Genomic DNA, 23,573 nt, shown 5'->3' on the forward strand with positions numbered 1-23,573 from the left:
CTTGAAATGTGTCCGAAATCTGGCATATCTAAGGTCAGAATTTGAACACATGGTAATACGGAGACGACTGATGTTTGATTGGTTCTGGAGTGGCTGGTATGGTGGAACCACGTCGAGCGGTGGCTCGACATCGACGTCCTCCGTGCCGGAAATGGACGCTGCAAGTGGCACATTGGCCATCGCAGTCGTTCTCGCGGCCCTTGTCCTTGCTTGGGAAATCAAACGGCGTCGCGCGCGGAACTGACCTCTACCGTCAGATCAGCGCCCAATCCCCCCTCCAAAGGGCGACGGCTGCGATAACAGCATTGGCAACAGCATGGGCGGCCATGGCATCAGCCAGCCGCCCATTGCGCATGTAAACCAGAGAAAAGACGACACCAGCCAGCCCCGCCTCGATCCATCGGCCATGGACAAGCGCAAAAAGGCCGGCGGAAACACCAATCGCGATGATCTGGCTTGAAACAGTGCCCCGGTCCAGACGCGCTTGGACATAACCCCGAAAAAATAGCTCTTCGATCACCGGCACAAGCGCCACAGTGCCAAGGATGCGCACGCTGGCCCAAAGGGCAAAAGCGCCGGCCCCAAGCGACATGAGCGCGTCAGAGGGTGGCTCTGACGCGGGCGCGGTTGCGATCCAAACCACCCCAACCGCGATGCCTGCGGCCACCGAGAGCATCGAGGGCCAAGCTAAATGCTGCCACAAAGTGGCGCGCACCCACCAAAGCGCAGCCAGCATCATGCCGGCCTGCACCGGATAAGCGAGGGCAGGTTCGCTCCAAAAGGCCTGTGCGATCAATCCCGACAAGGCAAAGACGATAAAGGGCAGGATGCGGCCAGCCACATCATCCTGAGCCAGCGGGGCCACGCTGCGCACCTGTGGCACCACCACCGCCTGAAGCGCATAGCCACTGCGCCCGACAACAACCAAAACGCCGATCGACAGGGCTGTGAACATCAACCAACCGGCAAAGCTGTGAAACCCGTTGACCGCCAGTTCCGGCGAGACATGCACACCGATCAGGATCAACCCCGTGATCCGCCCCGCGTTGAACAGCCAGCTTACCAACAGCGCAAGGGGCCAAATCACGAGGCCAAAGCGGCGCAAGCGCAGTTCGTCACGGAAAAGCACCCCGTAAAGGGCAAGAAAGGCAGTGATCAACACCAGCCCTTCGATCCCCGAACAACTGTCGGCCACCATAACCTGAAACTCTGGCGTGCCGATCACATAGGTCGCGGGATCAACGACCACCTCCTCGACAAAGAGGCGCAACAAGAGAAAGACCGCAATGAATGTCACATCCGTGACAGCCTGCACGCTCCAGAGTGGCCCCGCCAAAACCACAGCCCCCGGAAGAGCGGCGGCAAAAACCACCATCGCCAAAAGGGACAGACTGCGCCCCTGTAACCAACTCAACCATGCCGCGGGCCGCATCAGCCACAGCAGACCACCCAAGGCCGCCATCAGCGCGCCCAAGGCCGCCAGAGGGAAAACAGACTGAAATTCTGCGCTGAGCGCGTCAGGCGCGATCACGATCAGCGGCGTGAGCATGGCCAGAATGCCAAGGCCATGTATCAGGGCCCATCTTAACCCGCCCGGCGCACGGCTTGCCGCCATGCCGAAATCGGCGCGCGCGACGGGGCGCGCCCAGAGGTATATCCCAACCAACGACCCCGCACAAAGCAGCCAAAGCGCCACAAACCGCAATCCGCGACAGGCAGCTTCGATCCCGGTGGCGCGACATTCTAGGTCGCTCAACACCTGATACCCAAGCACAAGCACCACCATCTCGGCGACAAACAGTCCGCCAAGGGATAGAGCCCGCCCATGCGGGGTAAGTTTGCCAGTGTCCTCACTCATCCGTCTTGCGCTAACTCAAGAGCGCCGCCGCAATATGGCAAGCCTGAGGCGATTTGTGGAAAACCGTCAGAGGCCAAGTTTGTCGCGCATAAAGGCCAGGGCCACTGACAGCCCGTCAGGGGCAATTCCGTGGCCTGTACCCTTCATGATATGGGCATAGACATCCTGCCAGCCTGCCCCCTGCAAGGCCTCCGCCGCCTGCGGCAGCGACTGTACCGTCACCACCTCATCGGCATCGCCATGCACCAGCAGAACGGGCGGGCGGCTCTGCGTCTCATCTTCCAACAAGTCCGGCGAAAGAAGCCGCCCGGAAAAGGCCACGACGCCAGCCAGTGCTTCTTCGCGCCGGGGTGCCACATGCAACGCCATCATTGACCCTTGGGAAAAGCCAAAGAGCACCACCTGTTCAGGCAAAAGATCCTCATCCACCATCAGCGCATCAAGAAAGGCATTCAAATCCGCCGAGGCCGTCATCAAGCCCCGGTGCGCTTCTTCCTCGCTTGATCCGTCGATCCACGGGATAGGAAACCATTGCAGACCAAAGGGCATCCCCGGAATGCTCTCCGGCGCATCGGGCGCGACAAAGAGCGTATCTGGCAAGTGTTCCGCCAACGGGTCTGCCAGCCCCAGCAAATCCGCGCCATTGGCCCCGTATCCATGCAGAAAGACGACAGCCGAACGTGTCTCACCCGAAAGAGGCGCCTTGCGGCCTGCTTGCAATACCCGTGTCATCTGATCCCTTCCCTGTCCTTGGCCACCCGGTAATAGGCCCACAAAAGTCGCGCCGCAACGGCGCGCCATGGCGACCAGTCCTCGGCCATTTGCCGCAGCGCCCGTTCCTTGGGCCTTTCCGGCAGGTCGTAGAGCAGGCGCACCGCCTCTTGCAAGGCCAGATCACCGGGCGCAAACACGTCTGCACGCCCCAAGCTAAACATCGCATAGATTTCCGCCGTCCAGACACCGATACCAGACACTTGCGTAAGCGTGGCAATCACCTCAGACGTCGGAGCGCTGCGCAAGGCGGCATAATCGATCCCCGCCTCGGCAAGCGCGCGGGCATAGCGCGCCTTTTGGCGGCTGAGGCCTACGGCACGCAGATCGTCATCCGTGACCGCGACGATGCGCTGAGGTTCGGTGAAGCCGGCCTGTTCCAGTCTTGACCAAATCGCATTGGCCGAAGCAACGCTGACCTGTTGGCTGACAATCGCACTGAGTAGCCGCGCAAATCCGTCCGGGTTCCGCCGCAACGGCAGCGGCCCCGTCAGCGCATAGGCATGATGCAGGCGGGGGCAGAGGGCGGCCAAATGCGCTGCCCCTTCTTGAACGTCCGCGTCGCACTCGATGATCCGGCCCGTCATATGTTGCGCACCCACTCCATTGCCGCCGCCACCGTCGCCACGCGCGGGGCCTTTGGCTGTGGCGGTCGCGCGATCATCGCCACGGGCAGGTTCAGCGCCCGCGCAGCCGCCAGCTTGCTCTCGGACGCGGCCCCCCCCGCATTCTTGACCACCAGCCAGTCGATACCAAGCCGGGTGAAAAGCGCGATCTCCTCCGCCTCGGAAAACGGCGGGCGGCCAACAAGATAGGTGCCATTTGCCATCGGAAAGGGTGCCTCGGGTGGATCGACCACGCGGCAAATCAGCCGCCGCCCGTCGAGATTGGCAAAGCGTGTCACGCCCTGCCGCCCGGTGGCAAGGAAAACCGTCGCCCCCTCGGGAATATGCGTTGCCGCCTCTTCCTCTGCGGCGATAATGGTCCAGCGGTCACCGGCCCCAGGCACCCATTCCGGCCGCAAAAGCTGGCAATATGGTACGGCTTTGTCAGCGCAGAGCCGTGCCGTGCGCTCGGATATCCGGCTGGCAAAAGGATGCGTTGCATCAAGAACTGCGGTGATCCCGGCCTCGGTGAGGTAGCGCAAAAAGCCGTCCTCGCCGCCAAACCCACCTATTCGCGTGGGCAGGCCCATGGCGCGCGGCGCGCGCGTGGCCCCGGCAAGCGAGGCAATGGCAGGACGCCCCTCGGCAACCAAAAGTCGTGCCACCTGCTGCGCCTCTCCCGTGCCCGCCAGCAGCAAGAGCGTCATGCCGCCCCCGCCCGTGCCAGCACCACACCGGCCCGGTCGATCACAACCGTATCAACCGCAACGCCTTCGGGCAGCATTGACAGCACCTTCAACCGGCTTTCCTGCGCCACCCATTCTGCCAAGACTTCCCCAGCAACGTCATAGGCTTGCAACGCCGTGTTCATGTATTTCAGATCCGGTATGGCAAGCGCCTCGGCGAGGCCTGCGAAATCCACTTGGCTGCGGCCTGAATGCAAATCGCGCGCGCCCTGCGCCAGCTTGATCATCTTGCCGATACCGCCCCCCACCGTAAGGCGCGGCAGCGGATGCCGGGCGAGATATTTGAGCATCCCACCCGCAAAGTCCCCCATATCCAACATCGCGTGATCCGGAAGGTCATAAAGGCTCTGCACCACCTGCTCGCTTGTGGCGCCGGTGCAGCCTGCCACATGATCCAGCCCCGCCTCGCGCGCCACGTCAATGCCGCGATGGATCGAGGCGATCCAAGCGGCGCAGGAAAACGGGCGCACGATCCCTGTTGTGCCCAGAATCGACAACCCGCCTTTTATGCCCAGCCTCGAGTTCCAAGTCTTTTGCGCAAGCGCAGCCCCCCCAGGTACCGACACCGTGATTTCGATATCCGGGCTTTCAGACAGCCGCTCGGCCATGTCTTCCACGGTCTCTCGCATCATCTGACGTGGCACGGGGTTGATTGCAGGCTCACCCGGCGGGATGGGCAGCCCCGGCATGGTGACACGCCCCACGCCCTCGCCTGCGCGAAACACCACGCCCCCTTCTGAGCGGGCCACCCGCGCGATGATCATCGCCCCATGTGTGACATCCGGGTCATCGCCCGCGTCCTTGATCACCCCAGCCTCGGCCCACCCCTCGCCGCTGGCATGATGGGCAATGGCGAATTCGGGCGTCTCACCCCTTGGCAAGGTGATGCAGACACGCGGCACAGCCCCTTCGCCCCATAGCAGGCTGAGCGCCGCCCGTGTCGCGGCGGTTGCGCAAGCGCCCGTGGTCCAGCCACGGCGCAAGGGGGTATCGGGTTTGCGGGTCATATCCAGTCAGGACTATAGGCGCGCCACAGCCAGAGGCCAAATGCCAAATCTAACGGTCGGACCCTGTGCGCGCCCCGCAAAACCTGCGGGGCGCGTGCGCGGCCTCACTCTGCCGCGATATTCGCTGCCTCGACCTTGACTGCCGAGAATTTGAACTCTGGGATCTTGCCATAGGGATCGACCGCCGGATTGGTCAGGATGTTCGCCGCCGCTTCGACATAGGCAAAGGGCAGGAACACCATATCAGGGGCCACTGCGCGATCTGCCCGCGCCATGATCCGGATTGAACCACGCTTGGTGCTCAGCCGCACCATGCCGCCCGGCTCTACGCCCAGCTTGCGCAGGGTGGCAGGATGCATCGAACAATTGGCCTCCGGCTCTACCGCATCAAGCACGCTGGCGCGGCGGGTCATCGACCCTGTGTGCCAATGCTCAAGCTGCCGACCGGTTGTCAGGATCATCGGATACTCGGCATCGGGCACATCGTCGGGCGGAATGATTGCCGCCGGGGTGAATTTAGCGCGTCCCTCAGGCCGCGGGAAACCGTCGCCGAACACAACCGACTCACCCGGCTGATCAGGCCCTTTGCAAGGATAGGTCACGGCGCCTTCGCGCTCCAACCGCTCCCAGGTGATATTGTCGAGCGACCGCATGTTGACCTTCATCTCGGCGAAGACATCCGCCGGGCTGTCATAAGACCAGTCAAGCCCGATCCGATTGGCCAGCTCAACCGTGATCGCCCAATCCTCGCGCGCCTCACCCGGTGGGGTAACGGCGGGTCGGCCCATCTGCACCTGACGGTTGGTATTGGTCACGGTCCCCGATTTCTCGTAGAACGCGCTCGCGGGCAGGATCACATCGGCATAATTGGCTGTTTCCGTGATGAAAATGTCCTGCACCACCAGATGCTCGAGCTTGGCCAAAGCATCGCGGGCGTGTTCGACATCAGGATCAGACATCGCCGGGTTTTCGCCCAGGATATACATGCCTTTGATCTTGTCGTCATGAACCGCGTCCATGATCTCGGTCACGGTCAGGCCCTTCTGGTTCGAGAAGTCCCCCGATTGCCAGACTTCGGTAAAGGCACGGCGCACGCCGTCATCTGTCACCGTCTGATAGTCCGGAAGGAACATCGGCACGAGGCCCGCGTCAGACGCGCCTTGCACGTTGTTCTGGCCGCGCAGCGGATGCAACCCTGTGCCCGGACGGCCCACATGACCGCACATCAAGGCCAGAGAAATCAGGCAGCGCGAATTGTCAGTGCCGTGGATATGCTGGCTGACGCCCATCCCCCAAAAGATCATACCGGCCTTGGCCGTGGCGAAATCCCGCGCCACAGCGCGCAGGGTCTCGGCGGGAACACCGCAAATACCCTCCATCTTTTCGGGCGGGAATTGTGCCAGATGCTTTTTCTCGGCTTCCCAGTTCTCGGTGAACGCCGCGATATATTGCTGGTCGTAGAGCCCCTCTTCCACAATCACATGCATGATCGCATTCAGCATCGAGACATCTGCGCCGGGACGGAATTGCAACATATGCGTGGCAAAACGCTTCATCCCCTGCCCGCGCGGGTCCATCACGATCAGCTTGCCACCACGCTTGGTGAACTGCTTGAAATAGGTCGCGGCAACGGGATGGTTTTCAAGCGGGTTGGCCCCGATGATAATCGCCACATCGGCGTTTTCAATCTGGTTGAAGGTCGCCGTCACGGCACCAGAGCCGACATTCTCGATCAGCGCCGCCACAGAAGACGCATGGCAGAGGCGCGTGCAGTGATCCACATTGTTGTGACCAAATCCCTGACGGATGAATTTCTGGAAGAGATAGGCTTCTTCATTGGTGCATTTCGCGCTGCCAAATCCTGCAACACTGGTGCCGCCATGGGTGTCCTTCAGCCCCTTGAGTGCGCCTGCTGCAAGATCAAGCGCCTCGTCCCAAGACGCTTCACGGAACACTTCTTGCCAATTGCCGGGATCGACATTCAGCCCCTTTGCCGGCGCATCATCGCGGCGGATGAGCGGCTTGGTCAGGCGATGCGGATGGTGGATATAGTCAAAACCGAACCGCCCCTTTACGCACAGACGCCCCTCGTTGGCAGGCCCGTTGATGCCCTCAACATATTTGACCTTGCCATTCTTGACCTTGAGCGAAACCTGACACCCCACACCACAGAACGGGCAGATGCTCTTGACCTCTTCATCGAAATCGGCGCTGTCGCCCTGCTGTACGTCATCAAGCACGGTTGCAGGCATCAGGGCCCCGGTCGGGCAGGCCTGCACGCATTCGCCGCAGGCCACACAGGTCGAATCGCCCATCGGATCCGCAAGATCGAACACCGGGTAGGCGTCATGCCCACGCCCGGCCATGCCGATCACGTCATTCACCTGAACCTCGCGGCACGCCCGCACGCAGAGACCACATTGAATACAGGCGTCGAGATTGACGCGCATCGCGATGTGGCTGTCATCGAGCAGCGGAATGCGGTCGCGCTCCAGCTTGGGAAAGCGGCTATGGGTCACGCCATTGGCTTCGGCCATATCCCAGAGGTGGCTTGAGCGGTCATGCGACTGCGCCTGCTCGGGCTGATCGGCCAAGAGCATCTCAACAACCATTTTGCGCGCCGATTCTGCACGGGCGGAGTTGGTTGTCACAACCATGCCCGCCTTGGCCTCGCGGATGCACGAGGCGACAAGCGTCCGCTCGCCCTGAACCTCGACCATACAGGCGCGGCAATTGCCATCGGGGCGATAGCCTGGGGCAGGCTTGTGGCAGAGGTGCGGAATTTTCAGACCACGACCATTGGCGACTTCCCAGATCGTCTGACCAGCCTCTACCTCGACCTCGCGGCCATCCAATACGAGTGTGATCTTGTCGGTCATCAGCGTGCCTCCCTGCTTTGGGACTTTTTAAAGCATGCAGCAGCATGCCAGAGGCCGTCAATCCCGACACCTCACCCCACATTTGCGCCACGAATGGCAAAGAGCCACGGCAGAGGTCTTAAATCGACAGCACCGTCACGCCTGTCAGCGATGGGATGGAATATTTCACGCGCTCCCTTTAACCCCGCCGCAACCGGCGCTAACGTCGCGCGGAATTCGGGGGAGGGAAACCTTGGCAGAGCTTATTCTGGTGCGGCACGGGCAGGCCAACAGCCATGCGACCGATGAGGCAGGCTATGACCGGCTATCGCCTCTGGGCGTGCAGCAGGCCGAATGGCTGGGCGCACATCTGGAGCGGACGAATCCGCATTTTGACCATGTGATCACCGGAACGCTCAACCGTCAGATCGGCACCGCCCGCGCCATGGGCTATCAGATCACCGAACAAGACCCGCGTCTTGACGAGTTAAGCTATTTCGCCCTCGCCCGCGCCATCGAGGCACAGCACGGCATTCCGGCCCCTGCGGACGCCACCGAATTCGCCCGCTACCTGCCTCAGGTGATCGAACACTGGGCGCGCGGCGATCTGGAGGATGTACCTGAAACCTTTGCTCATTTTACCAACCGGATCACCGGCTTGATCGACGACATCTGCCAGCAGCATGGGCGTGTTCTGATCGTAACCTCAGGCGGCGTGATCGGTATGGTCATGCGGCATGTGCTCGGGCTGGATATTCCGGGCATGGCCAAAGTCATGTTGCAAGTGAGGAACAGCTCGCTCCACCGGCTGGAGCATGTGCATGACATGCTGATGCTGGGCACGTTCAACGCAACGCCGCATCTCGACACTCCCGATCGGGCGCATGCCCGCACTTTTATCTGACAGCAAGAGGAACCGCGCCATGAAGTTATACTATGCCAAAGGCACCATCTCGATTGCGGTGGCCATCGCGCTGCACGAGGCGGGTCTGGATTTTGAACCGATGCGCCTTGATTTCCGGGCGGGGGAGCAAACCGGCGCCGCGTATCTTGCGATCAATCCCAAGGGGCGTGTCCCGACTCTCGTTACCGACACCAGTATCCTGACCGAAACCGGTGCAATCCTCGATTTCATTGCGGACACCACACCCCAAGCAGGTTTGCGCCCCACAGACCCCTTGAAGGCTGCCAAAATGCGCGAGGCCATGTATTACATCGCCTCCACCATGCATGTGAACCACGCGCACAAAATGCGCGGGCACCGGTGGGCCGATCAGCAAAGCTCTTTCGACGACATGAAGGCCAAATCGGTACAGACCATGACCGACAGCGCTGATTACGTCGAAAATCATATCCTGACCGGCCCCTTTGTGCTGGGAGAAACACTCTCTCTTGCCGATGCCTATCTCTTTGTCGCCTGCAACTGGCTGGAAGGCGACGGGGTGGATGTGGCCAAGTTCCCCAAAATCGCAGCCTTCGTGCAGGCAATGCGCGCGCGCCCATCTGTAGAACGGGTGATCGCGGATAACATGATCTGAGAGGCTGAGATGACACATCTGTGGGTAAGGGCCGAACAGCGGCCCAATGAGGAACGCGTGGGGCTGACGCCCGAGGGCGCGGCGCAACTGATCGCCAAAGGCATCCACGTCACAGTGGAAGAAAGCCAAAACCGCGCCATCCCAATCGACGGCTACCGCGCCGCCGGCTGCGAAATCGCCCCGGAAAACGCATGGCCCTCGGCACCGCAGGACGCAATCATCTTTGGCCTCAAGGAGTTGCCCGAGGATGGCACCCCCCTGCCGCATCGCCACATCATGTTCGGCCATGCCTTCAAGGGGCAACATGCCGGACGGCGACTCTTGCAGCGGTTTCAGGCTGGGGGCGGCACGCTTTACGATCTGGAGTATCTGGTCGATGTGACCGGCCGCCGCGTTGCTGCCTTTGGCTATTGGGCAGGCTATGCGGGGGCAGCGGTATCGCTCATGGCATGGGCGGCACAACAGGGCGGCGGCCTCTGCCCGCCCGTCGATACCTATCCGGGGCGCGACGCACTTTTGGCCGATCTTGGCGCGCGGCTTGAGGCTTCGGGTGCCACACGCCCCCGCGCCATTGTCATCGGGGCCTTGGGCCGCGTGGGCACAGGGGCGGCGGATCTCTGCGAAGCGATGGATGTGCCCGTCACCCGTTGGGACATGGCCGAGACCGCATCGGGTGGGCCGTTTCCCGAAATCCTAACGCATGACATCTTCCTCAACTGCATCTTTGCCCGCCCCGGCACGCCGGTTTTCGTGCATAAATCCGCCTTGGCCGCGCCGCGCCACCTGACCGTAATCGGCGATGTCGCCTGCGACCCTGACAGTGACTATAACCCGGTGCCAGTCTATGATGCGGCAACCACTTGGGCCGCGCCCGTACTGCGCGTGCACGATGTTCCGCCGCTCGATGTCATGGCCATAGACAACCTGCCCTCGCTCTTGCCGGTGGAATCCTCTCAGGACTATGCGGGACAGTTGCTAACCTCCCTGCTGACGCTCGACACGCCAGATCAAGGCGTCTGGGGGCGCGCGGCAGAGACCTTTCACACCCATATGAAAGCGCTCTGAATGGCCCCCTATGTCGGATATCTGGCCGCCTTTCTGGGCACGATCTGCTGGATTCCACAGGCGGTCAAGGCTTGGGCCACGCGCGACACATCCGGCCTGTCGCTGCCCTCGAACCTGCTGTTTTTGACCACCGTTTCCCTCTGGCTGGTCTATGGGGTGATGATCGGCGACTGGCCGCTCATCCTTGCGAATATCTGCGCCGTGGTCGCGATGCTCAGCATCGTCGCGGCAAAACTCCGCTTTAAATGAAGGAGAGAACGACATGACAATCCACTGGTGCGGCACCGGCCTATCGGCCATCCCCGGCCTACGGCGGCTGATTGAGGCAGGGCGTGATGTGACGGTGTGGAACCGCTCGACCGACAAGGCGCGGGCAATGGTCGGCGATCTCACCGACACGATCCACGCATTTGACATGGACGCATTGGCCAAGGTGCTCAATCCCGGTGACGTTGTGGTGTCAATGCTGCCGGGCGACTGGCACGTGCCGCTGGCCGAACTTTGCCTTGAGAGGGGCGCGCATTTCGTTTCGTCCTCATACATCGCACCAGAGATGCGCGCCCTCGATCAGGCTGCGCGCGACAAGGGGCTGTGCTTTGTCAACGAAATCGGTCTCGACCCCGGCATCGACCACCTCATGGCGCATCATCTGGTGGCCGACTATCGCGCCTCCAAGGCCTATGAGGCGGGCAATGATCTCAGCTTTACCTCCTATTGCGGCGGCGTGCCAAAACAGCCCAACCCGTTCCGCTACAAATTCAGTTGGTCGCCCTTGGGCGTGCTCAAGGCGCTGCGTTCGCCCTCGCGGTCGATCCGGAATTTCTCGGAACTTCGGGTGGCGCGGCCTTGGGATGCCATTTCCAGCTATGACGCCCCCTTGCCGACCCCAGAAACCTTTGAGGTTTACCCCAACCGGGACTCGATCCCCTTCATCGCGGATTACCGCTTTGATCCAGACTGGCGGATCAAGGATTTCGTGCGTGGCACGCTGCGGCTCAATGGCTGGTCAGAGGCATGGAAGCCTATTTTTGCGGAAATCGAGACCTTGGAAGGCACCGCAGGCGATAGCCGCCTCAAAGAGATGTCGGATCAGTTCTGGCAAGAGAACGCCTATGAGGAGGGCGAGCCGGATCGTGTCGTGCTCTGCGTGGATCTCAGGGCCGAGAACGCCGGGAAACCCGTCTGGCACAAGAGCTATGTGATGGATGCCTGGGGCGACGCGCGCGGCACGGCGATGGCGCGGCTGGTGTCAATCCCGGTTTCTCTGGCGGTCGACTCGGTGCTGACGCGCGAGATTGCGGCAGGCGTCAGCGCAGCCCCGCATGATCCGAAACTGGTTGCGCGCTACTTGGGCGAGGTCAACCAATTGGCGCAACATCTGACGGTCGTCGATCACCTCAGCTAGGCGTTTCGGCGCTAGGTCGTACAGGAGTATTTGCACCAAGAAGAAGCCAAGCCAGGTTTCTTCTTGGCAAAAATACTCAAATACGCCGCGATCCTCCGGCTAGAACGGAACGTCATCCGCGCCCGTGATGAAACGGGCAACAACCTTTTTGGTGCCCGCCTTCTCGAACGCGATTTCGAGCTTGTCGCCCTCGATGGCGATGATTGCGCCATAGCCAAACTTTTGATGAAAGACGCGCTCGCCCACTGTGTGCGCGCTCATCGCCTGCAGGTCGATCACGCTGTGGCGCGCTTCACTGGGTTGGCTCAGGGGCCGCTCCGCGCCCCGCGCCTGAAGCCGTCGCCAACCGGGGCTATTGTAAACATTGGCTTCGGCGGCGCGGCTCTCGATGCCTGAACTGGCCGCCGCCCCATAGCCCCCGCCATAAAGGCCCGGAGGGGTCAGCACATCAACATGCGCCTCAGGCAATTCATCAATGAAGCGTGATGGCATCTGGCTCTGCCACTGGCCATAGACCCGGCGATTGCCCGCGAATGAAATCGTACAGACCTCTTCGGCACGGGTGATGCCGACATAGGCCAGCCGCCGCTCCTCTTCCAATCCCCGCACGCCGCTTTCGTCCATCGAGCGTTGCGAGGGGAAAAGCCCATCCTCCCATCCCGGCAGGAACACGGCCGGAAACTCGAGCCCTTTGGCCGCGTGCAACGTCATCAGCGTGACCTTCTCGCCCTCTTCACCCGCCTCATTATCCATGATGAGGCTCACGTGTTCCAAAAACCCTTGCAGGTTCTCGAACCCTTCGAGGGCCTTGACCAGTTCCTTGAGGTTTTCAAGCCGCCCCGGTGCCTCGGGCGTCTTGTCGTTTTGCCACATGCCAGTATAGCCGCTCTCGTCGAGGATCATCTCCGCCAGTTCGACATGGCTGATATCGGCATCGCCTACCATCCGGCCCCAACGGCCAAGCCCGTCGATCAAAAGGCGCAGCTCGCCCGCCGCCTTGCCGGTGATCCCCTTGTCGTCAAGCAAAAGGCGCGCGCCTTCGACCAACGGCACACCATGCTGGCGCGCGGTCATCTGGATTTTCTGCTGCGCCTTGTCACCCAACCCGCGCTTGGGCGTGTTGACGATCCGCTCAAAGGCCAAATCATCCGCAGGCGAGACCACAAGGCGGAAATAGGCCATGGCATCGCGAATTTCCAAACGCTCGTAAAAGCGCGGGCCGCCGATCACGCGGTAGGGCAGACCGATGGTCAGAAACCGATCCTCGAAGGCGCGCATCTGGTGGCTGGCCCGCACGAGGATTGCCATTGCGTCAAGCGAATAGGGCCGCATGCCCCGCGTGCCGCGTTGCATCGCGTCGATTTCTTCGCCAATCCAGCGCGCCTCTTCCTCGCCATCCCAATGGCCGATCAGGCGGAGCTTTTCTCCCTCTTGAGCCTCGGTCCACAACTCTTTGCCAAGCCGGTCGCGATTTCCCGCGATCACACCAGAGGCGGCAGCGAGAATATGCGGCGTCGAGCGGTAATTCTGTTCAAGCCGGATCACCGCCGCGCCGGGAAAATCCTTTTCGAACCGCAGGATATTGCCCACTTCGGCCCCGCGCCAGCCATAGATCGACTGATCATCATCGCCCACGCAGCAGATGTTCTTGTGCCCCCCCGCCAAAAGCCGCAGCCAGAGATATTGCGCGACGTTGGTATCCTGATACTCGTCCACGAGGATATAGCGGAACCAGCGTTGGTATTGCCTGAGCACGTCATCGTGGCGCTGGAATATTGTCACAACATGCAGCAGCAGATCGCCAAAATCGACCGCATTCAATTCCTTCAGTCGCGCTTGATACTGATGGTAGAGCGCCGGACCCTTGCCATCATAGGCGCTGCCCTCTGACGCGGGCAGATTGTCAGGCGTCCAAGCGCGGTTTTTCCACTGGTCGATGATTCCCGCCAGCATCCGCGCGGGCCAGCGTTTGTCGTCGATGCCAGACGCCTGCACCAGTTGTTTGAGTAGGCGCAGTTGATCGTCGGCATCAAGAATGGTGAAATTCGATTTCAGATCAACCAGTTCGGCATGCCGACGCAAAAGCTTGACGCAGATCGAATGAAAGGTGCCCAGCCACGGCATCCCCTCTGCCGGCTGACCCAAAAGGCGGCCCACACGCTCTTTCATCTCGCGCGCGGCCTTGTTGGTAAAGGTCACGGCCAAGATATCGCCGGGCCCCGCGCGCCCGGTGTTCATCAGATGCACGATGCGCGTGGTCAGCGCCTTGGTCTTGCCCGTGCCCGCGCCAGCCAGCATCAGCACCGGACCATCCAGCGTTTCCGCCGCGCGGCGCTGTTCGGGGTTGAGATCATCAAGATAGGGCGCGGGCCGCGCCGCCATGGCACGGGCCGAGAGGCTGGCCCCCTCAAAAGCGTCGGATTCGTCAAATCTGTTCATGCCCCCGACAATAGCGCGGAGGCGGCCAGAGATAAAGAGATGTTCGGGGATTGTTCCGCCCCAATCTGGCCTCTGGACAAGCCCCTGAAAACCCGCGCAAATGCGCGCCATGAACCTGCATGCAACCTATCCCGCCCTGTCTGATCTGCGCGCCCGAGCCGCGCGGCGCATTCCGCATTTCGTCTGGGAATACCTTGACAGTGCCACAGGGACCGAGGCGACCAAGGGGCGCAATCGCCTGATGCTCGATCAGGTGCGGCTCAGCCCGTCGATCCTGCATGGTGAGTTCACACCCGATATCTCGGCCACCCTCTTGGGACAGACCCACGCTTTGCCGGTGGGCATCGCGCCCGTGGGCATGTCGGGCCTCATCTGGCCCGATGCCGAGCGCCTCTTGGCGCGGGCGGCCACGCAGGTGGGCATTCCCTATGGCCTGTCGACTGTGGCCAGCCAAAAACCAGAGGACATCGGGCCACATCTGAACGGCAATGGCTGGTTCCAGATGTATCCGCCGCGCGATACCGGCATTCGCACCGACATGCTCAACCGCGCCCGCAATGCCGGGTTCACGGTGCTGGTGCTGACCGTCGATGTGCCCGTGGGCAGCCGCCGCGAGCGGCAAGTGCGCTCGGGCCTGACACAGCCGCCCAAGCTGACCCCACGCCTGATGGCGCAGGTTGCCCGCTGCCCGGCTTGGGCGCTTGGCACCGCGCGGCTCGGCATGCCGCGCATGCGTCTGATTGACGATTACGCAGGCCAGACCAAGGGCCTGCCCTCGAACAAACACGCTGGTTACTTGCTGCGCACCTCGCCCGACTGGGATTATCTGCGATGGCTGCGCGACGCATGGGACGGTCCTTTGGTGATCAAAGGTGTGCTGCGCGGGGATGATGCAGCGATGCTTGAGAAAGAGGGCGCAGACGCAATCTGGATTTCGAACCACGCAGGCCGTCAGTTCGACGCCGCCCCCGCCACCATCGAGGCCCTGCCAGAGGTGCGTGCTGCAACCACCCTGCCGGTGATCATGGATGGTGGCATCGAGGGCGGGCTTGATGTGCTGCGTGCCATCGCCCTTGGCGCGGATTTCGTGATGATGGGGCGCGGCTGGCACTATGCGCTTGGCGCGCTTGGAGAGAGTGGCCCGGCGCATCTGGCGGATATTCTGGCCGAGGATTTGCGCGCCAATATGGGCCAGTTGGGCACACGCACGCTTTGGGACGTACGGTCGCGCCTGATCCCTAACGGGTAGGGTGGACCACCCGTCGGGACAGGAAATTTCCCTTGCCGGGGAATACCCAGTTTGCCGGATTGCACAAACCTTTCACAAATCTTACAAGGATGCAGCGCTGCAATGCGGCATGGAATGCCGCGCCGCCAGAACTGATAAACCGGGGGACAGGCATGGCCGACTTCAAGAAAATTCTCATCGCCAACCGGGGCGAAATCGCCATCCGCATCATGCGGGCCGCCAATGAAATGGGCAAGAAAACCGTCGCTGTCTTTGCAGAAGAGGACAAGCTCGGGCTTCACCGGTTCAAGGCGGATGAGGCGTATCGCATCGGCGAGGGTATGGGGCCAGTTCAGGCCTATCTGTCCATCGAAGAGATCATCCGCGTGGCCAAGCTGTCGGGCGCGGATGCCATCCATCCCGGTTACGGCCTCTTGTCCGAAAACCCGGCCTTTGTTGATGCCTGCGACGCGGCGGGCATCACGTTTATCGGTCCGCGCGCGGAGACCATGCGCGCCCTTGGCGACAAGGCAAGCGCGCGCCGTGTGGCCATGGAGGCAGGCGTTCCCGTGATCCCGGCAACCGAAGTGCTGGGCGACGACATCAAGGCCATCCGCAAAGAGGCCAAGGCAATTGGCTATCCCTTGATGCTCAAGGCGTCTTGGGGCGGCGGCGGGCGCGGCATGCGACCAATCGAGGATGAAAGCGAGCTTGAGGATAAGGTTCGTGAAGGGCGGCGCGAGGCCGAGGCGGCCTTTGGCAATGGCGAGGGCTATCTCGAAAAGATGATCCTGCGCGCGCGCCATGTCGAGGTGCAGATCCTGGGCGACAAGCACGGCAATATGTACCACTTGTTCGAGCGGGACTGTTCGGTGCAGCGCCGCAATCAAAAGGTGGTGGAACGCGCCCCCGCCCCCTACCTGTCCGAGACACAGCGCGAAGAAATCTGTCAGCTTGGCTACAAGATTTGCAAGCATGTGAATTACGAATGCGCGGGCACTGTCGAATTCCTGATGGATATGGACACCGGCAAATTCTATTTCATCGAGGTCAATCCGCGCGTTCAGGTCGAACATACCGTGACCGAGGCCGTGACCGGCATCGACATCGTGCAGGCGCAGATCAAGATTGCCGAAGGCAAGAGCCTGATGGAGGCCACCGGCAAGGCCAGCCAGTATGACATCACCCTGCATGGCCACGCGCTCCAGACCCGGATCACCACCGAGGACCCGCTGAACAACTTTATCCCCGATTATGGCCGGATCACGGCCTATCGCTCAGCCACCGGCATGGGCATTCGTCTGGATGGTGGCACCGCCTATGCGGGCGGTGTGATCACGCGCTATTATGACAGCCTTCTGACCAAGGTCACGGCTTGGGCACCTACCCCCGAACAGGCGATTGCCCGGATGGACCGCGCCCTGCGCGAATTCCGTATTCGCGGTGTCAGCACGAACATTGCCTTTGTCGAGAACCTGCTCAAGCACCCGACCTTTCTCAACAATACCTACACAACCAAATTCATCGACACGACGCCAGAACTGTTCAAATTCGCCAAGCGGCGGGATCGTGGTACGCGCGTTCTAAGCTATATCGCCGACATCACGGTCAACGGGCATCCCGAGGTCGAGGGGCGCACCCGCCCCCCTGCAGATCTCAAACTGCCACGCGCGCCGCGCCCCGCCAACTCCGAGATCAAGGATGGGCCAAAGCAGATCCTTGAACGCGAGGGCGCGCAGGCCGTGGCGGATTGGATGGCCGCGCAAAAGCAGCTGTTGATCACCGACACCACGATGCGCGACAGCCATCAATCGCTTTTGGCTACGCGCATGCGGTCGATCGACATGATCGGCATTGCGCCCAATTACGCCCACGATCTCCCCGGCCTCTTCTCGGTCGAGTGCTGGGGCGGTGCGACCTTTGACGTGGCTTACCGGTTCCTTGACGAATGCCCATGGCAGCGCTTGCGCGACATTCGCGCAAGAATGCCCAACCTGCTCACGCAGATGCTGCTGCGCGGCTCGAACGGGGTAGGCTATACCAACTATCCCGACAATGTGGTCGCGGCCTTTGTCAAACAGGCGGCCGAAAGCGGCGTTGATATTTTCCGCGTGTTCGACCCGCTGAACTGGGCCGAGAATATGCGCGTCTCCATGGACGCCGTGCTCGACTCGGGCAAGGTGCTGGAGGCGGCGATCTGCTACACGGGCGATATGCTCGATCCGGCACGCTCCAAATATGACCTGAAATATTACCTCTCGATGGCCAAAGAGCTGAAAGAGGCGGGAACGCATATCCTGTGCATCAAGGATATGGGCGGATTGATGAAACCGGCCACGGCGAGCGTGCTTTTCAAGGCGCTCAAAGAAGAGGTTGGGTTGCCGCTGCATTTCCACACCCATGACACAGCAGGCATTGCCGGGGCCACCATTCTGGCGGCCTCAGAGGCGGGCGTCGATGCAGTGGATTGTGCGATGGATTCGCTCTCTGGCAATACCAGCCAAGCCACGATCGGCACCGTTGTCGAGGCGCTGCGCCACACGCCGCGCGACACCGGGCTCGACATTGGGGCGATCCGGCAAATCTCGAACTACTGGGAATCGGTGCGCAACCACTACGCTGCGTTTGAAAGCGGGATGCAATCGCCTACCTCTGAGGTCTATCTTCACGAAATGCCCGGCGGACAGTTCACCAACCTCAAGGCGCAGGCGCGCTCGATGGGGATGGAAGACCGCTGGCATGACATCGCGCGCACCTATGCCGATGTGAACCAAATGTTCGGCGATGTGATCAAGGTGACGCCGATTGCCAAGACAGTGGGCGATCTGGCGTTGATGATGGTGAGCCAAGGCCTGACCTGCGAAGACGTGCTCGACCCTGCGACCGAGGTCAGCTTTCCCGACTCGGTGATCACACTGATGAAGGGCTATGTGGGGCAGGCCCCCGGCGGCTTCCCCCCCGCCATCGTCAAAAAGGTGCTCAAGGGCGAAGAGCCGATCACCGTACGCCCCGGCACGCTCTTGCCGCCCGAAGATCTGGACGCGCGGTTTGCCGAACTGACAGAGCGTTTCGGCAAAAAGATCGACAACGAGGATCTGATGGGCAGCCTGATGTATCCCAAGGTTTTCGCCGATTACATGGAACGTCACGCGCAATTCGGCCCCGTCCGTACCCTGCCTACGCGCACCTTCTTTTACGGGATGGAGACAGGCGAGGAAATCACCGCCGAAATCGACCCCGGCAAGACGCTGGAAATCCGGCTGGTCGCGGTAAGCGAAACGCAAGAGGATGGCGAGGCGCGCGTGTTCTTTGAACTGAACGGCCAGCCGCGCACGGTGCGCGTGCCCGACCGGCGGATCAAGAGCACGGTCGCAGCCCGACCCAAGGCAGAACTGGGCAACGCCAACCACATCGGCGCGCCGATGCCGGGTGCTGTTGCGACCGTTGCGGTCAAGGCCGGGCAAAAGATCAAGGCGGGCGACCTTTTGTTGACCATTGAGGCGATGAAGATGGAAACCGGCCTGCATGCGGAACGCGATGCGACCGTCAAGGCGGTGCATGTCCAGCCCGGCAGCCAGATCGACGCCAAGGATCTGCTGGTCGAATTGGAGTGACGCGCCCCGTCACCCTCGGGCTTGTCCCGAGGGTGACGGCTATACCCAAAACAGATAGCCCTTTTGCACCGCAATCATTTCGGCCATGCTGCGCGGCATAGCCAAATGACAGGCCGCGCCATGCACAAGATCCTCGTTTTCACCGATGTTCATATCGTCGCTCAGGGCCAGACGATCATCGGCCTTGATCCCTTTGCGCGTTTCACCCAAGGGCTTGCGCATGCGTTGACGCGACACCCGGATGCCGCCCGCATCGTGCTATGCGGTGATCTGACCCACCGCGCCGCGCCCGAGGAATACGCCCGCCTGCGCGAGGCATTGGCCGACTGCCCCCTGCCCGTCAGCCTGATGCTGGGCAATCACGACCGCCGCGCCGCTTTTCTAACCGCCTTTCCCGAGACAACGCAGATGGACAGCGGGCATATCCAGCACACCGCCGACATCGGTGCATATCGGCTGATCTGTCTCGACACGTTGGATGAAGCGGCGCCAGACCTGCACTCGGGCTGGCTCTGCCCCGCGCGGCTTGACTGGTTGGACCAGCGTTTAAACGAGGCGGGCCCGCGCCCGGTCATCGTCTTCACCCATCACCCGCCCATCGACACGGGCTTTGCCGGGATGGATGCCATCGGCCTACGCAACCGCGACGAGTTGATTGCGCGCCTTTCGGCGGCGGACAACGTGGTACAAATCATGTCAGGCCACATTCACCGCACAGTGCAGGGGTCGGCAGGCGGCATCCCCACCGCCATCCTCAAGAGCCCCTGCCACCAGATGCCCATGAGCCTTGACGCCCAAGATACGAGCCTCTCGATTGACGAGCCGGGCGCCTATGGCCTCTTGCTGCTGACCGAGACGGGCGTCATCGTGCACACCGAGGATTTCACCCTGCCCGCCACCCTGTCCGCAACTTATTCCTGACCGAACGGTATCCGAATGACCCTTACAATCACCTCTCTCTACGCGGGCCTTATCGGCCTGCTTTTTGTGCTGCTCAGCGTGCTAGTGATCACCGCACGGTTCAAAACAAACGTTTCCATCGGCGATGGCGGCAAGGAATTGTTGGTCCGCCGTATCCGGGTACAGGCAAATTGCGCGGAATACGCGCCGCTCGGCCTGATCCTTTTGGCCCTGACCGAGGTTCAGGGCGCGCCGGGATGGGTCGTGCATGTTCTGGGGCTGATGCTTCTCTTGGGGCGGCTTCTGCATGCTGCTGGCTTTGGCCGCACACCGGAAATCATGCCGATGCGCAGCGTCGGAATGGTACTGACCTTTGCCATGCTGATCCTGAGCGCGCTGGCCAACATCGGCCACGCGCTGCTCTGACACTATCCAGACGATCAGCTCTGCGGGCTGGGGCGGCGCAGAAGGCTTCCCCTGCTGGTAAAAATCGTCCATCATTCTAAAACGTACTGAGATCCGCGCCGCGAGCGTCCCTGCCGCGACCCGGATGAGGGAGGACCTGATGATGTGCCGAATTTTTGCCGGACAAGACCCCGACCGTTATGCCCTGATAACGCGCCGCATGCGCCTGAATGGACAAAGCACAAGCATCCGCTTGGAAAAATCCTTCTGGGGCATCCTGGATGAAATCGCCGAAAGCGAAGGCCTGACGACGCCCGGATTTGTCTCGAAATTGCATGCCGAAGTGCTGGAACTGCACGGTGAGCCTGCGAATTTCACCTCGCTCCTACGCTGCACTTGCCTCGTCCACCGCGAGAACCCGCTGGAAGGCGAAGCGCGGCAGATGGCGGCTGAATAAGACAAAATTCGGCGTAGTATCCCCATACTACCTACCCTCCCCCTGCTTTGGTAACTTTTCCAGACCAAATACAGTATTCGGAGGGCATGATGGCCAAAGCCATTCACAGCATGATTCGCGTTCTCGACGAGGCGCGGTCGGTCGATTTCTATTCCCGGGCCTTTGGCCTAATTGTTGCTGACCGGCTGGATTTCGAGAAATTCACCCTCGTCTACATGTCGAATAACGAAAGCCCATTCGAGGTGGAACTGACCATCAACAAGGGCCGGACAGAGCCCTATGACCGCGGCGATGGCTATGGCCATCTGGCTGTTCTGGTCGAGGACCTCGCCGCAGAGCATGCACGTTTCGAGGCCGAGGGGCTCAACCCCCGCAAGATGGTGGAATTCGCCCCCGACGGAAAACTTGTGGGCAAGTTCTTCTTTGTCGCCGATCCTGACGGCTATGAAATTGAAGTTTTGGAACGCGGCGGGCGTTTCAAATGACAACAAGCGCGCGTCCTCACGGGGGCGCGCGCATTCATCATATGGGAGGAGAACCAATGACTGAGACCAAACCCCGCAAGGGGCTTAACCGGCGCGAATTGCTGTCGCGCTCGATCGCGGCGGGCGCAAGCTTTGTCGTGGGCGCTGGCTTTGTCGCCAGCACAGACGCGGCCTGGGCACTCGAAACACAGGCGCTCAAGCCCGAGACAATGGCAACCCTCATCCAGATGGCACGCGACATCTACCCGCATGACCATCTCGCCGATGAATACTACGCCATCGCGGTCAAAGGCTATGACACGGCCGAGGCCGCCGACGCCATTGAGGCTGGCATCGCGGGCCTCAACGCGGTGGCACAGGGCAAAGGCCACGCCGATTACCTGAGCATCGGCTGGGAGCGCGACCGCGTCGACATTCTGCGCAGCGTTGAGGACAGCGCGTTCTTTCAACAGATCCGGGGAGGGCTGGTGACAGGCTTGTATAATCAAAAGGCGGTTTGGCCGCTCTTTGGCTATGAGGGCGAGTCCTTCAGCCAAGGCGGTTACATCAACCGCGGCTTTGACGACATCAACTGGCTTTAGGCCATAGCCATCTAGGGAGGAAAGACTATGGCTGCACCTTTTGATTTTAACGACGACTCTGTGATCGTCGTCATCGGCACTGGCGCGGGCGGCGGTGTGCTGTCGAACGAACTGGCGCAACGCGGCGTGTCCGTTGTGGCGCTTGAGGCGGGCGGGCGCTATCTGCCCGAGGATTACATCAACGACGAATGGGAAAGTTTCGGCCAACTGGCATGGCTTGACCCCCGCACGACGTCGGGCGACTGGCGCGTGGCCAAGGATTTTTCCGGCCTGCCCGCTTGGATCGTCAAGGCCGTTGGCGGCACCACGACCCATTGGGCCGGGGCTTCGATCCGCTTTCAGGACCATGAATGGAAAGCCAAGACCAATTACGGACCGGTGCAAGGGGCAAACCTGCTCGACTGGCCCATCGACGGGGCCGAAATGGAACCCTGGTATGATCTGGCCGAAAAAAAGCTGGGCGTGACCCAAACCAACAATCTGGCCGGACTGCCCGGCAACAATAACTACAAAGTGTTCGAGGCAGGCGCCAAGGCGCTTGGCTATAAGGAAGTGCACACCGGCCGCATGGCCATCAACTCTGAGGAATATGACGGGCGCATGGCCTGCCAGCAGACAGGGTTCTGCTTTCAGGGCTGCAAATGGGGTGCGAAATGGTCCGCAGCCTATACCGATATTCCGCGCGGCGAGGCCACTGGCAATCTCGAGGTGCGCTCGAAGGCGCATGTCGCACGCATCCTGCATGATGACAGCGGCAAGGTGACGGGTGTCGAGTATTTCGACGAAGCGGGCAACCTTCAGATGCAAAAGGCGCGTGCCGTTTGCGTCGCGGGCAACTCGTTCGAATCTCCGCGCCTGCTCTTGAATTCCGCCTCGTCGATGTTCCCCGATGGGCTGGCCAATTCCTCGGGTCAGGTGGGGCGCAACTACATGCGCCACATGACCGGATCGGTCTACGGCGTGTTCGACAAGCCGGTGAAGATGTGGCGCGGCACGACCATGGCAGGCATCATTCAGGACGAATCGCGCCACGATCCTTCGCGCGGCTTTGTCGGTGGCTACGAGCTGGAAACGCTGGCCCTAGGCTTGCCCTTCATGGCAGCGTTCCTCGATCCGGGATCTTGGGGCCGCGAATTCACCACCGCCCTCGACGCATACGAGAACATGGCGGGGATGTGGATCGTCGGCGAGGATATGCCGCAGGAAACCAACCGCGTCACGCTCAACCATGACGTCAAGGATCAATGGGGCTTGCCGGTGGCCAATGTGCATTTCTCCGATCACCCCAATGATATCGCGATGCGCAACCACGCCTACAAACAAGGCGCGGCAGTCTACGAGGCGGTCGGTGCCACCCGCACCTTCCCGACGCCGCCCTACCCCTCGACCCATAATCTTGGGACCAACCGCATGTCGGAAAACCCACGCGACGGGGTGGTGAACAAATGGGGTCAAACCCACGACATTCCCAACCTCTTCGTCTCGGATGGCTCGCAATTCACCACTGGCGCGGCGGAAAACCCGACGCTGACGATCGTGGCATTGGCCATCCGGCAGGCGGATCACATCGCAGGTGAGATGTCACGCGGCAACCTTTAAAGGACGCCCCGT

The 23,573-nt window shown here is 61.3% G+C and carries 21 protein-coding genes; 14 read left to right on the forward strand and 7 right to left on the reverse strand.

What is annotated here, in order from left to right; genetic code table 11:
* Positions 1-70: 70 nt before the first annotated feature.
* Positions 71-244: a VPEID-CTERM sorting domain-containing protein gene (locus tag ROSMUCSMR3_RS04005; protein ID WP_232279244.1), complete on the forward strand. Its 174-nt coding sequence runs from the start codon at positions 71-73 to the stop codon at positions 242-244.
* Between the two features lie 9 nt (positions 245-253).
* Here the strand turns inward: ROSMUCSMR3_RS04005 and xrtE are convergent, their stop codons facing one another.
* The 6 genes from xrtE to fdhF form a co-directional block, all read right to left on the reverse strand.
* The gene (gene xrtE / locus ROSMUCSMR3_RS04010; protein ID WP_081506536.1) at positions 254-1,858 is read right to left on the reverse strand and encodes an exosortase E/protease, VPEID-CTERM system; all 1,605 of its coding nucleotides are present in this window, start codon (positions 1,856-1,858) and stop codon (positions 254-256) included.
* A gap of 66 nt (positions 1,859-1,924) precedes the next feature.
* Positions 1,925-2,590 carry an alpha/beta hydrolase gene (locus ROSMUCSMR3_RS04015; RefSeq protein ID WP_008282552.1) on the reverse strand — a complete coding sequence of 222 codons (666 nt, stop codon included), beginning with the start codon at positions 2,588-2,590 and terminating at the stop codon, positions 1,925-1,927.
* Positions 2,587-3,216 (reverse strand): DNA-3-methyladenine glycosylase family protein, encoded by a 630-nt coding sequence (locus tag ROSMUCSMR3_RS04020; RefSeq protein WP_008282553.1) that lies wholly within the window; start codon positions 3,214-3,216, stop codon positions 2,587-2,589. The genes ROSMUCSMR3_RS04015 and ROSMUCSMR3_RS04020 overlap by 4 nt, the downstream gene beginning before the upstream one ends.
* Entirely contained in the window at positions 3,213-3,941 is a 729-nt protein-coding gene (locus ROSMUCSMR3_RS04025; RefSeq protein ID WP_081506537.1) for a cobalt-precorrin-6A reductase, read from the reverse strand. Before ROSMUCSMR3_RS04025 ends, ROSMUCSMR3_RS04020 begins: the two co-directional genes overlap by 4 nt.
* Complete coding sequence (locus ROSMUCSMR3_RS04030) at positions 3,938-4,987, reverse strand: cobalt-precorrin-5B (C(1))-methyltransferase (RefSeq protein WP_081506538.1); 1,050 nt, start codon at positions 4,985-4,987, stop codon at positions 3,938-3,940. Before ROSMUCSMR3_RS04030 ends, ROSMUCSMR3_RS04025 begins: the two co-directional genes overlap by 4 nt.
* A gap of 104 nt (positions 4,988-5,091) precedes the next feature.
* Positions 5,092-7,866 carry a formate dehydrogenase subunit alpha gene (fdhF, locus tag ROSMUCSMR3_RS04035; RefSeq protein WP_008282556.1) on the reverse strand — a complete coding sequence of 925 codons (2,775 nt, stop codon included), beginning with the start codon at positions 7,864-7,866 and terminating at the stop codon, positions 5,092-5,094.
* A 232-nt stretch (positions 7,867-8,098) separates the two neighbouring features.
* Between fdhF and ROSMUCSMR3_RS04040 the strand changes: the two genes are divergently transcribed.
* Genes ROSMUCSMR3_RS04040 through ROSMUCSMR3_RS04060 form a run of 5 tightly spaced genes read left to right on the forward strand, consistent with a single transcriptional unit; the run spans position 8,099 to position 11,853 of the window.
* Entirely contained in the window at positions 8,099-8,749 is a 651-nt protein-coding gene (locus tag ROSMUCSMR3_RS04040) for a histidine phosphatase family protein (RefSeq protein ID WP_081506539.1), read from the forward strand.
* 19 nt (positions 8,750-8,768) lie between these two features.
* Positions 8,769-9,383 carry a glutathione S-transferase family protein gene (locus tag ROSMUCSMR3_RS04045; RefSeq protein ID WP_008282558.1) on the forward strand — a complete coding sequence of 205 codons (615 nt, stop codon included), beginning with the start codon at positions 8,769-8,771 and terminating at the stop codon, positions 9,381-9,383.
* 9 nt (positions 9,384-9,392) lie between these two features.
* On the forward strand, positions 9,393-10,448 hold the full coding sequence (locus ROSMUCSMR3_RS04050) for a saccharopine dehydrogenase (protein WP_081506540.1): 1,056 nt from the start codon (positions 9,393-9,395) through the stop codon (positions 10,446-10,448).
* The gene (locus tag ROSMUCSMR3_RS04055) at positions 10,449-10,697 is read left to right on the forward strand and encodes a SemiSWEET family sugar transporter (RefSeq protein WP_081506541.1); all 249 of its coding nucleotides are present in this window, start codon (positions 10,449-10,451) and stop codon (positions 10,695-10,697) included.
* A gap of 13 nt (positions 10,698-10,710) precedes the next feature.
* The gene (locus ROSMUCSMR3_RS04060) at positions 10,711-11,853 is read left to right on the forward strand and encodes a saccharopine dehydrogenase family protein (RefSeq protein WP_081506542.1); all 1,143 of its coding nucleotides are present in this window, start codon (positions 10,711-10,713) and stop codon (positions 11,851-11,853) included.
* A 99-nt stretch (positions 11,854-11,952) separates the two neighbouring features.
* Here ROSMUCSMR3_RS04060 and ROSMUCSMR3_RS04065 read toward each other — a convergent pair whose 3' ends face one another.
* Positions 11,953-14,292, reverse strand: coding sequence for an ATP-dependent helicase (locus ROSMUCSMR3_RS04065; protein ID WP_081506543.1), 2,340 nt, complete (start codon positions 14,290-14,292; stop codon positions 11,953-11,955).
* Between the two features lie 100 nt (positions 14,293-14,392).
* Here ROSMUCSMR3_RS04065 and ROSMUCSMR3_RS04070 point away from each other — a divergent pair, with 100 nt between their 5' ends.
* From ROSMUCSMR3_RS04070 to ROSMUCSMR3_RS04105, 8 genes are all read left to right on the forward strand, one after another.
* Entirely contained in the window at positions 14,393-15,541 is a 1,149-nt protein-coding gene (locus ROSMUCSMR3_RS04070; RefSeq protein ID WP_081506544.1) for an alpha-hydroxy acid oxidase, read from the forward strand.
* Between the two features lie 152 nt (positions 15,542-15,693).
* Positions 15,694-19,134: a pyruvate carboxylase gene (pyc, locus tag ROSMUCSMR3_RS04075; protein ID WP_081508545.1), complete on the forward strand. Its 3,441-nt coding sequence runs from the start codon at positions 15,694-15,696 to the stop codon at positions 19,132-19,134.
* A 120-nt stretch (positions 19,135-19,254) separates the two neighbouring features.
* Positions 19,255-20,055: a phosphodiesterase gene (locus tag ROSMUCSMR3_RS04080; protein ID WP_081506545.1), complete on the forward strand. Its 801-nt coding sequence runs from the start codon at positions 19,255-19,257 to the stop codon at positions 20,053-20,055.
* Positions 20,056-20,070: 15 nt separating this feature from the next.
* Entirely contained in the window at positions 20,071-20,460 is a 390-nt protein-coding gene (locus ROSMUCSMR3_RS04085) for an MAPEG family protein (protein WP_081506546.1), read from the forward strand.
* A 142-nt stretch (positions 20,461-20,602) separates the two neighbouring features.
* On the forward strand, positions 20,603-20,896 hold the full coding sequence (locus ROSMUCSMR3_RS04090) for a ribbon-helix-helix domain-containing protein (RefSeq protein WP_198133611.1): 294 nt from the start codon (positions 20,603-20,605) through the stop codon (positions 20,894-20,896).
* A gap of 89 nt (positions 20,897-20,985) precedes the next feature.
* Positions 20,986-21,381, forward strand: coding sequence for a VOC family protein (locus tag ROSMUCSMR3_RS04095; RefSeq protein ID WP_081508546.1), 396 nt, complete (start codon positions 20,986-20,988; stop codon positions 21,379-21,381).
* A gap of 56 nt (positions 21,382-21,437) precedes the next feature.
* Complete coding sequence (locus ROSMUCSMR3_RS04100) at positions 21,438-21,962, forward strand: Twin-arginine translocation pathway signal (RefSeq protein WP_081506547.1); 525 nt, start codon at positions 21,438-21,440, stop codon at positions 21,960-21,962.
* Between the two features lie 27 nt (positions 21,963-21,989).
* Complete coding sequence (locus tag ROSMUCSMR3_RS04105; RefSeq protein WP_008282573.1) at positions 21,990-23,561, forward strand: GMC family oxidoreductase; 1,572 nt, start codon at positions 21,990-21,992, stop codon at positions 23,559-23,561.
* The last annotated feature ends 12 nt before the right edge of the window (positions 23,562-23,573 follow it).

It is taken from the genome of Roseovarius mucosus (assembly GCF_002080415.1).
GTDB classification, from domain to species: Bacteria; Pseudomonadota; Alphaproteobacteria; order Rhodobacterales; family Rhodobacteraceae; genus Roseovarius; species Roseovarius mucosus_A.